This is a genomic window from Dendrosporobacter sp. 1207_IL3150, from assembly GCF_036763085.1.
Lineage (GTDB): Bacteria > Bacillota > Negativicutes > DSM-1736 > Dendrosporobacteraceae > JBAIYU01.
This window is the reverse complement of record NZ_JBAIYU010000007.1, coordinates 250,807-263,031: the sequence shown is the minus strand read 5'-3', so window position 1 is coordinate 263,031 and position 12,225 is coordinate 250,807. Positions and strand designations below refer to the sequence as shown.

Annotated in this window: 14 protein-coding genes and 1 tRNA gene; 13 read left to right on the top strand and 2 right to left on the bottom strand. The window is 37.6% G+C overall.

What is annotated here, in order from left to right; all coding sequences use genetic code 11:
• Positions 1-99 precede the first annotated feature (99 nt).
• Complete coding sequence (locus V6C17_RS02580; protein ID WP_333520981.1) at positions 100-723, top strand: lactate utilization protein; 624 nt, start codon at positions 100-102, stop codon at positions 721-723.
• A 196-nt stretch (positions 724-919) separates the two neighbouring features.
• Here the strand turns inward: V6C17_RS02580 and V6C17_RS02575 are convergent.
• Positions 920-996: transfer RNA gene (locus tag V6C17_RS02575), tRNA-Pro, on the bottom strand.
• 206 nt (positions 997-1,202) lie between these two features.
• Between V6C17_RS02575 and V6C17_RS02570 the strand changes: the two genes are divergently transcribed.
• The 6 genes from V6C17_RS02570 to V6C17_RS02545 all read left to right on the top strand — a co-directional run bounded on the left by V6C17_RS02570 (position 1,203) and on the right by V6C17_RS02545 (position 5,941).
• A complete protein-coding gene (locus tag V6C17_RS02570) occupies positions 1,203-1,622 on the top strand; it encodes a hypothetical protein (RefSeq protein WP_333520980.1) in 420 nt (139 codons plus the stop codon).
• Between the two features lie 306 nt (positions 1,623-1,928).
• Positions 1,929-2,183 (top strand): hypothetical protein, encoded by a 255-nt coding sequence (locus V6C17_RS02565; RefSeq protein WP_333520979.1) that lies wholly within the window; start codon positions 1,929-1,931, stop codon positions 2,181-2,183.
• A gap of 48 nt (positions 2,184-2,231) precedes the next feature.
• On the top strand, positions 2,232-3,110 hold the full coding sequence (locus V6C17_RS02560; RefSeq protein WP_333520978.1) for an MBL fold metallo-hydrolase: 879 nt from the start codon (positions 2,232-2,234) through the stop codon (positions 3,108-3,110).
• Between the two features lie 169 nt (positions 3,111-3,279).
• A complete protein-coding gene (locus tag V6C17_RS02555) occupies positions 3,280-3,555 on the top strand; it encodes a metal-sensitive transcriptional regulator (RefSeq protein WP_333520977.1) in 276 nt (91 codons plus the stop codon).
• 35 nt (positions 3,556-3,590) lie between these two features.
• Positions 3,591-4,223: a 4Fe-4S binding protein gene (locus V6C17_RS02550; RefSeq protein WP_333520976.1), complete on the top strand. Its 633-nt coding sequence runs from the start codon at positions 3,591-3,593 to the stop codon at positions 4,221-4,223.
• 35 nt (positions 4,224-4,258) lie between these two features.
• Positions 4,259-5,941 (top strand): FAD-dependent oxidoreductase, encoded by a 1,683-nt coding sequence (locus V6C17_RS02545; RefSeq protein WP_333520975.1) that lies wholly within the window; start codon positions 4,259-4,261, stop codon positions 5,939-5,941.
• Positions 5,942-5,980: 39 nt separating this feature from the next.
• Here the strand turns inward: V6C17_RS02545 and V6C17_RS02540 are convergent, their stop codons facing one another.
• Positions 5,981-7,198 carry a DUF438 domain-containing protein gene (locus V6C17_RS02540; protein WP_333520974.1) on the bottom strand — a complete coding sequence of 406 codons (1,218 nt, stop codon included), beginning with the start codon at positions 7,196-7,198 and terminating at the stop codon, positions 5,981-5,983.
• Positions 7,199-7,292: 94 nt separating this feature from the next.
• Between V6C17_RS02540 and V6C17_RS02535 the strand changes: the two genes are divergently transcribed.
• The 6 genes from V6C17_RS02535 to ccsA all read left to right on the top strand — a co-directional run bounded on the left by V6C17_RS02535 (position 7,293) and on the right by ccsA (position 12,219).
• Positions 7,293-7,502, top strand: coding sequence for a DUF1858 domain-containing protein (locus V6C17_RS02535; RefSeq protein WP_333520973.1), 210 nt, complete (start codon positions 7,293-7,295; stop codon positions 7,500-7,502).
• A gap of 227 nt (positions 7,503-7,729) precedes the next feature.
• Positions 7,730-8,335 carry an ABC transporter ATP-binding protein gene (locus V6C17_RS02530; RefSeq protein WP_333520972.1) on the top strand — a complete coding sequence of 202 codons (606 nt, stop codon included), beginning with the start codon at positions 7,730-7,732 and terminating at the stop codon, positions 8,333-8,335.
• Complete coding sequence (locus V6C17_RS02525; protein ID WP_333520971.1) at positions 8,310-8,981, top strand: heme exporter protein CcmB; 672 nt, start codon at positions 8,310-8,312, stop codon at positions 8,979-8,981. The genes V6C17_RS02530 and V6C17_RS02525 overlap by 26 nt, the downstream gene beginning before the upstream one ends.
• A gap of 15 nt (positions 8,982-8,996) precedes the next feature.
• The gene (locus V6C17_RS02520; protein ID WP_333520970.1) at positions 8,997-9,653 is read left to right on the top strand and encodes a cytochrome c biogenesis protein; all 657 of its coding nucleotides are present in this window, start codon (positions 8,997-8,999) and stop codon (positions 9,651-9,653) included.
• Positions 9,650-10,018: a cytochrome c maturation protein CcmE domain-containing protein gene (locus tag V6C17_RS02515; protein ID WP_333520969.1), complete on the top strand. Its 369-nt coding sequence runs from the start codon at positions 9,650-9,652 to the stop codon at positions 10,016-10,018. The genes V6C17_RS02520 and V6C17_RS02515 overlap by 4 nt, the downstream gene beginning before the upstream one ends.
• A complete protein-coding gene (ccsA, locus tag V6C17_RS02510; protein ID WP_333520968.1) occupies positions 10,015-12,219 on the top strand; it encodes a cytochrome c biogenesis protein CcsA in 2,205 nt (734 codons plus the stop codon). Before V6C17_RS02515 ends, ccsA begins: the two co-directional genes overlap by 4 nt.
• The last annotated feature ends 6 nt before the right edge of the window (positions 12,220-12,225 follow it).

The window sequence follows — 12,225 nt, the reverse complement described above, 5'->3', positions numbered from 1 at the left end:
AAAAAGTAATACTATGTTGCAAAAAAGTGCATACTTGAATGTTTTATCCATACTTTATATGATTATATCATAGTTTAATAAATTACAGGGGGTTTATCTATGAGCACTGATTCACTTGTACATTCAACTGTGGAACGTCTAAGGAAAAATAATTTTACTGCTGACTTTTTTGAATCAAGGGAAGCTGCAATCGAACACATTTATTCACTTATACCGGAAAAATCGGTAATCGGTGTAGGTGGATCTTGGACTGTTCAACAACTAGGTATTATTGATAGCTTAGAAAATCAAGGCCATAAAATACTAGATCACAACCGTCCAGGTACTAAACCTGAAGATGTGTTAGAAATTCGCCGCCAGCAACTCATGTCAGATGTCTTTATTACTAGCACCAACGGGATAACAGCTCAAGGTCAGCTTGTTAATACTGACGGCGTCGGCAATCGAGTAGCTGCCATGATATTTGGACCAAAAAAAGTCATAGTTGTTGCTGGAACAAATAAGATAGCAGCAGATCTTGAACAAGCCCAGCAACGGATAAAGACCACTGCTGCTCCGCTTAATAATAAACGGCTAAATAAACCAAATCCCTGTGTTAAAACCGGAAACTGCGTAGATTGTCAATTACCAACAAGAATCTGTACTGTAACCACTATCTTGAATAAACGGCCAATGCTAACTGATGTTCACATTGTACTCATAGGGGAAGAATTAGGTTTTTAGGATACCCATCAGTAATCTGCCTAATAAAATAACAAAGGTCAATACCTATCGGTATTGACCTTTGTTATTGCAATTTCTATAGCATTTTTTCAATTAGAATCACTCTATGCAGACTATAGTCGTCAATATGTAAAATCTTAAACTTTGACTAAACAGAAAAACCTTTCTTCTAAGAAGAAAGGTTTGAATTTCTTAATGGTCGGAGCGGCAGGATTCGAACCTGCGACCCCCTGGTCCCAAGCCAGGTACTCTACCAAACTGAGCCACGCCCCGAAGTCGTTATTTCACTGTGTCGACATAATGTATTTTAATAAAAAATCAGTTATAAGTCAAGGGGTTTCTCATAATTTTTTAAAATTAATATTTTCCATTAGGCAACATAATTAAGAAAAGCGAATACTATAATTATATATACCTTATATATCGTATTCAACATCCTAAAAAGTTTGCATACTTTGATTAAAGGGGATGTGAAATATATGCAAGAAATATCTGATATCATTAGAAAGATGCCTATCCTAAGAAAATACTATGATTGCGTAAGAGTATTAGATCCTTTTAAAATGAAAACTTTGTCACTGATAAAAGCTGATGATACTAAGATAAATCTAACGTATGATACCGAGAATTGTTATACTTTTTGGCATCGAGGCCATTCGTGCAAAAACTGCATTGCTAAAAAGGCTGCATCAGAAAACGCTGCTTTCGTTAAAATTGAGGCTTCCGGCGATAAGATATATATGGTTACAGCATTACCAGTTAACTATCAAAATACAAAATACGTGTTGGAATTAATAAAGGATGTAACCGATAAAAAAGATTTTCTAGCATCCATGGACAGTTTCGGAAAGGATATAAACCCCAAAATATTACAAGATGCCATCAATAGAAATTCTTAGTAACTGGCCAAACGGCCAGTTTATTTCTTTGAGCCGACCTTTTAGCCACCAAAACGACTATAAGCTAGCAATAATGGAAAGTATTACGCAGCCGATGAAAATTAAAAATCCCTTCAATGAATCATTCATATTCATGTCCTCCCTACATTCCCGTCTGAATGAATATATATTTGCTTTTTAAGTGCCACTTTTTGGTTGTCTGAACCTACGTAAATTTTATTACCAAAGGATAAAAAACGGTATATTGCAAAACATATCAAAAATCGATAGATAAGTCAAATTCCATTTTGACGGAGGTAAATCTATATGGATAAACCTGTCGAAGTATCACAGCACATATATGAAGAAATAGAAAAAATTCGGTCAACAGGAGTAGTCATGAATGACTACCAGTCAGTTTTAAATACCGCCATAACCCTGAATATGCCTGATACTGAACAGTGGCTGCGAAACAATATGAAAATATATATTCAAGGTTTAAAGTATGGAATGGTGCCAGAGGGTACGACCTCAGAGAGCTGCCTTGTTCAACAGCTAACATCGCCTAAAAACCATCACTAATGTATGATACTCCCTCGAATATAGACGCAGCAGCTAAAGGAGGTCAATATGGAACAAAGACTATCTGGAATCAATGAAACTACTTCAACCGCTCAACAGCTTACTATGGGCGCCTTAGGTGTTATGCAAAACATAACTGACCAAAGCTCTACACTTGAATTGATAGCCCCGGATGTTGCTTTTATGAGAATTTTAATGGTTAATATTTGCTTTATCGGAAAATCTGGTGCAGACTGGGTTTTAGTAGATTGCGGCTTGCCAGATTCAGCCGAGGCAATAATCTATTCGGCTCAGCAACGTTTCGGCACTAATTGCCGCCCAAGTGCTATTATTCTGACACATGGTCATTTTGACCACGTTGGGGCGATCGTCGAACTCATTGAAAAGTGGAGTGTACCAGTTTATGCCCACAAGTTTGAGATACCTTTCCTAACTGGTGAAAAAGACTATTTTACACCCGATCCGACGGTTAACGATGGTCTTATGTCCAAAATATCCCCTTTATATCCTAACCAGAGTATTAACCTTGGAAGCTATGTAAAACCCCTGCCGGATGATTATAGGATACCAGGGGCACCCCAATGGCGCTGGATTGCTACACCAGGTCATACACCTGGCCATATTTCTTTGTTTAGAGATTCTGATAGAACGCTAATAGCAGGAGACGCTTTTACAACAACAGAGCAAGAATCGGCACTAGCTGTAATAAATCAAACGAAAGAAATACATGGTCCTCCTAAATATTTTACGACAGAATGGCAGCAAGCCTGGCAGTCTGTTAAGGTTCTAAATTCACTAAAGCCAGAAACGGCAATCACAGGCCATGGTCTACCAATGGTTGGCAGCGAACTAAGGCTTAGATTGAATGAATTAGCTCAAAACTTCGATAAAATAGCAATTCCGGAGAAGGGTAGATATGTCCCTTAGTACTCCATGGTACTAACATGAATATGGTAATATCCAATAAAATATAAAAAGTTGGTTTAAACTAGTTGAATTTAAACCAACTTTATTTTATAATTTTCATACCCCCCCCATAGGGGTAGGTATGAAATATTGTTTGGCTAATACTATTTAGAATAGGGTGAATATAATAATGGAAAAAGAGCAACTGAGAAAAAGTGTTCTAAGGCGTTTAGGAACAATTAAAGGTCACATTGCTGGTATAGAAAAGATGGTAGAAGAAAACAAAAACTGTGAAGATATTCTTTTTCAATTGAGCGCAGTAATGGGTTCGGTAAATAAACTATCTGCTCACATTCTCGAAGGATACTCTCAGGCTTGTTTAGATGAGTCAAATTTTGATGATGCAAAATCTCGACAGAGAATTGAAGAACTAACTAAAACAATGCTCAACATGCTAAAAAAATAATTGAAAGCCGCGATAAAACTACTGAAAGGACTGCTATGAAAAATAATATCCAACCATATCTGTTTTGGATTCTTATATTTTACCTAATTATAGGTACTATTTATCCGATTATTGGCGTTTTGGCGCTGATATGTATGTTGGCTCCAGTCATTATGGCTCCAAAAAAAGGGCGGCACTGGTGCGGAAACTACTGCCCTCGCGGGAGTTTCTATGATAGCGTAATTTCTAGAATCTCGCCCAACATAACTACGCCGCCCACATTTCGCAAACCTTGGTTTAGAACTTTTATGGTATTTTTTATTATGGGTGTCTTCAGTATCCAAATGTACTTTGCCTGGGGTGATTTAACCGCTATTGGCGCAGTATTTATTCAGATAATACTAATAACAACTATTGTTGGTATAATATTGGGTAGCATTTACCATCAACGAACTTGGTGCAATTTCTGTCCGATGGGCACTTTAGCCAGTTGGGCTAGTAAAAAATCAAAACCACTACCTCTGAAAGTTGAAACTAGCTGTGTGGAATGTAATCTTTGCAATAAAGTATGCCCAATGAATCTATCGCCACACAAAGAAAAAGGCAGTGAAGCAGGATTTAGTGATAGTGATTGTCTAAAATGTAGTAAATGTATTACTAAGTGCCCTAAAAAAGCATTAAGTTTTTAACCCCTTAATAAACGGGGACAAATGGGAGGGATAGTATGGAAAAGATCGTTATAATAGGTGGTGTGGCAGCTGGACTCAAGGCAGCAGCCAAAGTAAAAAGATGTAATCCCAAAGCAGAAGTTACCGTAATTGAAAAAGGTGAGCTAATCTCTTATGGAGCCTGTGGATTACCCTTTTATCTAGCTGGAGAGATAATATCGATCGATGATCTTATGAAGACACCTGTTGGAGTAAAGAGAAATCCGGAATACTTCCAAAATATCAAAGATATCACTGTCTTAACTCAGTCATTAGCAACATCTATTAATCGCCAAGAAAAGTATGTCACAATTAAAAATTTAAGTGATGGTAATGAAAGAAATATTTCATATGATAAATTAGTTATAGCAACAGGTGCAACCCCAATTAAACCAAACCTGTCTGGCATCAACCTTAAAAATGTTTTTCAGTTTTGGCATCCCAATGTTGTCAAAGAAATACGTGACGGATTAGATAAACGACTCTATAAAAACGCAGTAATTATCGGTGCTGGCCTTATTGGATTAGAAGTAGCAGACGCCTTATTAATGCGAGGAGTCGATGTTACAATTGTGGAAATGAAAGACCAGATTTTCCCGGCATTTTTAGATAAGGAAATGGCTGCCAATGTGGAAAAACATCTCTGGGCAGAGGGAATTACTTTAAAACTTAACGAAAAGGTGCTTCATTTTAATGGTGAAGACTATGTTACAGAAGTAGTAACAGATAAAGGCGCTATCCCAGCTGATTTAGTTATAATAGCCATCGGAGCTCGACCTAATGTTGATTTAGCTCAAGCAGCAGGGCTAGACATAGGACCGACAGGGGCAATCGCGGTTGACAAATTTATGCGAACAAATGACCCAGATATTTACGCCGGCGGAGACTGCGTAGAGAATTTTAATTTAATAACAGGGAAAAAAGTATTTGCACCTATGGGTTCTACTGCAAATAAACACGGCCGCGTAATTGGTGAAAACTTATGCGGTAATAATACTGAGTTTGCCGGAGTTTTGAATACCGTTGCTGTTAGTATGCTTGGCTATAACGTTGGCAAGACAGGACTGACTGAAAGAGATGCCAAAGAACTTGGAATAGATTTTATTTCAACAACAGTTTCTGGACATGATAGACCACATTATATGTCCGAAGCCAAGATTATTACAACAAAGCTTGTTGTTGATGCTAATACCCGAAGAGTTCTTGGCGCCCAGATAATAGGCGAAGGTGATGTAACTAAGAGAATAGATATTGTAGCAGCTGTTATTACCGCTAAAGGTGATATCCAAATGCTATTTGATATCGATTTATCATACGCTCCGCCCTTTAACTCTCCTATTGACAACGTAGCAGTAGCCGCTAATGCTATAATGAATAAACTGGAAGGTAAGTTCAAGGGTATCTCCTCCCTTGCTGCAAAAGACAAAGCCGCATCAGATAATACTGTTTTCCTTGATGTTAGAACTCCTACCGAATGTGAAAAGCTTAGAATAGGTGACTGCCAAAATGTGAAGTACATTCCGCTTGGTCAACTTCGCGGCAGGCTCAGCGAGCTTGATAAAGATCAAGAGATTATTGCCTTTTGCAAAATAAGCCTGCGTGGCTATGAGGCAGAAGTAATATTAGAAGGTGAAGGTTTTAATAATGTTAAAGTGCTAGAAGGTGGACTTGTAGCATGGCCCTTTAAATGCGAAAAATAACAAAAAAACTGACGCGTCATGCGTCAGTTTTTTTAGTCGTTAATCCATTATTCTCTTTTCTCCGGAAATTTCTTGAAGAGGCTTTATGTCTTGTGTTACCTCAAGTACTCCCATAAATTCACCCTCTGAATCTCTTACAGCAAAGTATTGAATATATACATATTTTCCGCCCATTTTAATCCAGAAAGCTTCACTATCTTTTTTACCAGACTTTAGATCTTGTGCAAGCTTCTCTACTACATGAACGCTTGCAGGAGGATGACAATTCTCAACTTTTCTTCCGATTATTGTTCTAGTACGGTGAAAAATTCTATCTTTTGCCGCTGAAAAGAATTTGACAATATCGTTTTTGTCGACAAAAGTAATGTCAACAGGAAGATGACTGAAAATCAATTCAATTTCTTTTGTTGTTAGAACCCCTGTCGAGAATTTAACTACGCCTGCATCTTGCTTATCTGTTTCATTAATTTTTTCACTTAAATTACTTGGGGTCCACTTCAAATTTGGTTCAATTAGGCAATAGCCAATTTGATCACTATCTTCGTGTATTCTTAGCCAATCATTTTCATTTAAAGTTTCCATAAGCATAGGGAATAGAATCTTATTTTCTTTAAAGATCATTTCTTTAATCTGATTTAGCGTTTCTTCTATTTTTGCGATAACTTCTTCTTTAGAGTCCTTTTTATACTGAAGAGCCAAGCGTTTGGAGTCTTTAAGCAGAGCACGAATCTCATCATCTACTCCCCACATTACTTTAGGGGGAGCCGTGATGCCATAACCCTCGAGAATGGGAAAGATAAGGTTTTCTTTGCGGCTGTAATGTTTGTCTATATCCCACAGTAAATTTAGCTTTTCTATAATTTTTATTACTATTTCTGCTTCAAATTCAGCAGCACTATCACGTAGTTTATCTAATAACGGACGGATTTCATTATCCATTAGTTTTTCTATTTCTTGGTTCTCATCTCGATAAATATCAAGAGGATGTCCCTCTTCGACCTGCACGTCTGGCTTGTCGCTCAAGGCCTCTTTAAATACAGCAGCATGGACGTCACAAAGGTTTTGGATTTCCTCAACAGGTATTCCTTCATCAATTAAGCTCTGTTCAATCAAAGAAAGCTCTGCCGCATCCATATATTCTGCTATAGCATCGAATCGAGGCTTAACCTCTTGAACAGTTTTACCTTTGTGCAAATCAATAAGTATTTCTCTAATGATCTGTTTTCTATGTTCGCGATTATTAATTAACTCACTCATACTTACCCTCCATTGCTTTTTTAATATTTTTTAATAATAATGGTAAATATATACTTTTATATGTAAATTATAGTTGAAATAAGGAGGCCAGCCAATGATAGCAAAATCAGATAAAATTGCTGATGTACTAACTAAGTATCCTCACCTCAAAGATAAACTAGTTGAACGCTCGCCGAAATTCAAGAATTTAAATAATCCAATAGTATTTAGAACAGTTGGTAAATTCGCCAGCATTGAAGATGTTGCAAAAAACACAGGGGAAAATCTTGATGAATTACTTACTTTTTTAAATAAAAATATTTAAGGGTACACCAGCCTTTATTTAAGCCTTAACGAGCAGTTAATGGCTTTTTTATTTTCAGGAAGTGATTAAAATCACAGCCATTCATTGGATAAATTAGGTATAATTTATGGAAAAGATAGGGCTATTCGCTTTTTTCATAATATGTTTAGCCCGTATAAAATTTGTAGTTATGTTTAGTGGACACATTTACATAGAATTAGTAAATAAAAAAACCGTGGAGTAAAGCAATGAAAATAGTATTAGCGAATATTAGCAAGCGTTTCGGCAGCAGGCTGCTGTTTGAAAATATTAATATCGAGCTTCACTCAGGTCAATGCCTCGCTATCACTGGTGACAATGGTACAGGAAAATCGACGCTGTTAAAAATTATTTCTGGTTTGACCAGACCAGCAACTGGTTCTATCGCTATTCATTATAATAATTTAAGCAATATTAACAATCGTCCTAAGTTTGGTCTAGTTTCACCGGATATGGCGATGTATAAGGCTTTAACCGCTATAGAGAACATTACTTTTTGGTCCAAGTTGCTCGGTTTAAGTATTACAGAATCACAAGCAAAAGAATTGTGCGGCACAGTTGGGTTGGCGGGTTCTGAGTATAAGCAATTATCCACTTATTCCACCGGTATGTTCCAACGATTAAAGCTAGCAACAATTATGGCCGTTAACCCTTTAGTATGGCTGCTTGACGAGCCTTCATCCAACCTTGATGAAAGCGGTAAACAAATTGTTAAAGACGTTATAAACAGAGCTGTTAATAGTAATTCGGCAGTATTCCTTGCAACAAATGAAGCAAAGGAGGCCGAATATGCAAACTTTAAAATCAAACTTTAGTACTTCTATTTGGGCAATATTTCGTAAAGATTTACTTTGTGAATTTCGATCGAGCTATTCTATAGCAACGCTAATTATGTTTGCCTTAACGGCATTATCCAGTGTAAGTATGACCAATCCCGGAGTAGCTCTTTCTCCCGATTTTGCCGCTTCCTTGTTGTGGGTTGTTTTATTCTTTTGTGCTATGGCTGGTCTATCACGCGTTTTTGTTAATGAGCAGGAAAGTGGTACGCTAATTGGTCTGCGCATGTATGCTTCAGGCCAGGCTGTTTTCATAGGAAAATTCTTATTTAATTTATTACTACTACTCTTTTTATCATGTTTTGTTATTCCCTTGTTTGTATTGTTTTTTAACATAGACATTAACGATTGGCTAGCTTTTATTAAGATTCTTATTCTCGGTTGTACTGGTATTGCCGCAGTATCAACCTTAATGGCAGCAATTGTTATATATACTCATGGTAAACAGGCAATTTTTACTGTCATTACCTTTCCCATACTACTTCCGCAATTTCTATGTGCTGTAAATTCTACTGTAAAAGTTTTTTCAGGCCTAGCTCCTGAAGGGCTATTATTTATGTTCGGTTATAATCTAGCAGTATTGGCGGCTGGATTACTCTTATTTGATTACATTTGGCATGATTAGGAGGGCAGGAACACTATGAACTTTAAGCTGATAGGTTTAATACTTATAACGTTTACCATTTTTGTCGTCTATGCCATTTTTGCATTTGTTCCACCAGTGGAAGGTCTTGGCTATCTAGTGCGAATTGCTTTTTTCCATATCCCCGTAGCCTGGGTGTCGGTACTTGCTTTTTTAGTATCGGCAATTACCGCTGCTCAATACTTAAAAACAAGAAATTTGAAATACGATCATCTAAGTGCCTACTCAGCTAAATTAGGTCTCATCTTCTGTCTATTAGCCGTTGTCAGCGGTGCAATCTTCGCTAAGCTCACCTGGGGAGCATACTGGAATTGGGATCCTCGTCAGACTACGATATTTATACTGTGTTTAATCTATGGAGCATATTTATCATTGCGTCCCACGATAGAAGACGAAGATCGGCGGGCAACTATAGCCGCTGTCTATGCTTTAATGTCATTTCTGACTGTGCCCTTTTTAGTTTTTGTTATACCACGAATGTATTTCTCACTTCATCCCGAACCTGTGTTGAATAGTGCAGGCAGACTGGACATGGATACAGTTATGCTTTACGTCCTTTTGGCAGCCGTTTCCTTATGTTCAAGTATCTACTGTTATTTGTTAGCCCATAGTGTATCAAAGAAATTTACCTGTACAAAGGAGATGAAAACATGAAAAAACATCGGCTCTTATATCTTGCCGTAATTTTAGGCTTTGTTTTCTATAGCATGTGGGCATATCAAAGCTCTTTAACGCCATATGTTACTTTCGCCCAAGCAAAAAGCTCCAAAAGTCAGGTGCAAGTAAAAGGTACGCTCTCTAAGTCTAATCTAATTCAAAGTGAAAGAAATTCACTGATATTTGCTCTTAGAGATGAAGCAGGAGAGGAAGTAACAGTAGTTTACAAGGGTACAAAGCCTGAAGGCATGGACCAAGCAGAAAGTGTTGTAGCCATAGGCAGATATAATAATGGTCAATTTCATGCAGATAAACTTTTAGTTAAGTGTCCGTCAAAATACCAAGGGAGCGTGAATAAATGATCGGTTACATAGGAGTAGCACTAGCACTTATTGTTTCACTTGTCGCATCAGGCATTTATTATATAGCTGAAAACAACAATAATACGTCAAGAAAAAACGTTCATAAAATAGCCAATCTTAGTTATATAATCTCTGTTGGGCTGTTAGGCATTGCGGCATTTTACTTGTTTTATATCATTCTAAACGACAAATTTGAATACGCCTACGTTTATGGCTATTCTTCACTAACACTTCCTATAGCTTATAAGATATCGGCTTTTTGGGCTGGTCAAGAGGGCTCCTTTATGCTATGGGCTATATTCCATGCAATATTTGGCCTTATTATAATGAGAAATTCTGAAGTATTACCGAAAGTTATGACAGTTTTCTCTCTTATACAAGCATTTCTCTTGCTATTTATCCTGATGAAAAGTCCGTTTATGATGTTGACCGAAAATAATCTGGATGGTATCGGTCTTAATCCTTTGCTTCAGGATTTTTGGATGATAATTCATCCGCCGATTATCTTCTTGGGATACGCGGCATTGGCTGTACCCTTTTCTTATGCAGTAAATGGTATTCTTATCGGTAATCATAAAAGCTGGCTCACGTATGCAACACCCTGGGTTCTGTTTGCATTATCAACAATTGGAGCAGGAATGTTTATTGGCGGTTTTTGGGCATACAAAGTTCTAGGCTGGGGCGGCTACTGGGCCTGGGATCCAGTAGAAAACTCATCACTGGTACCATGGCTCGCTACAGCTGCACTTGTTCATATGCTTACTTTAGCCAAGGTAAGAGTAGGTGCAATCCGTCATTCTTACGTACTGACATTTTGCAGCTTTATATTAGTGCTCTATGGAACTTTTCTCACCCGAAGTGGAGTATTAAGTGATTTTTCAACACATTCTTTTGCCGATGAGGGGGTTGGCGGACTTTTAGGTGTTACAGTTCTATTATTCACTTTTATATCATTTACCCTTTACATATCAAAGTATCATACTATACCGTCCGGCAACCTTTATGAGAAAGCCTCGAGCAGAGAGTTTATCCTCTCTTTCACAGCCTTAACTTTAGTATTTGTAGGATTATTAGTGTTCGTTGGGATGTCTACCCCGCTTGTTACTAAAGCTTTTGGAGCACCAAAGAGTCTTGGTACAGATTTTTATAATAACTCAACACTGCCGGTAGCAGCAGCAATAGCCGGAGCTTTACTAATTAGCATATTTATCAGCTGGAACGGAATTGAAACGTTAGGTGCAAAGACATATGGCTTAATCGTGGTCGGTATGCTGCTAGGTCTAGCAACAGCAAGTTATCTAAAGTTAACTCAACCTCTAATAATACTTACTGTCTGCCTTTCGTTTGGGGTGCTCGCCGCCAATATTTACGCTATTAAAAAACAAAAAATGTCCTATGCTGCCGTTTGCAGCCATATTGGAGTGGCAGTTCTTCTAATTGGAATTATGGCATCAGGTGCAGGTAACAAAACAACCAATATAACCTTTACTGAAGGCCAAGAACAAAGTGTATTTGGAGAAAAAATCAGCTTCATAGGAACAGAGGTATCTACTAATGAAATTTACACTAATTTTAAAGTCGGTACTAACGGCACTATTGTAGGCGCACTTACTAAGCTAAATAAACTAGGCAATCCAGCCGCTAGGGAACCTGGAATTTATCGCAATCTTCTTGCTGATATTTATATTGCGCCTGCCCATGATGAAAGCGAGCATACTGGTGAAGAGCTTACACTAACTAAAAATCAAGTTTTAACAAAGGATAATGTCATCTTAAAATTTATCAAATTTAAAATGAGAGGCATGGATGGTTCCGAGCCAGTAAGAGTTGAAGCTTTGATTGAAGTATCAGAAGGCAGACAAATTGAAGAAATACGCCCCGAACTTACTAATCAAGACGGTGCAATTCTTGGCTCGACAGTTATGGCCTTTAAACGCTATGAAATTCATATTATAGGAATCAAGCCTGGTGAAGGCAAGGTTATTGTCGAATTTAGAGATATATTAGCGGCTGCAAATGCAGAGCAAAGAAGACTAGAGGCTGAAGTCAGTTACAAACCTCTTATTAACTTAGTTTGGTTAGGTACTTGTTTGATAACTTTTGGTGCTGGATGGGCTGCTATTTCAAGGGTTACAAATAAGCGCCAATCATTAGAAATGGGGCAAAGTCCTATTGCTGGGACTAATAATAAAGCCCAATAAAGGTAA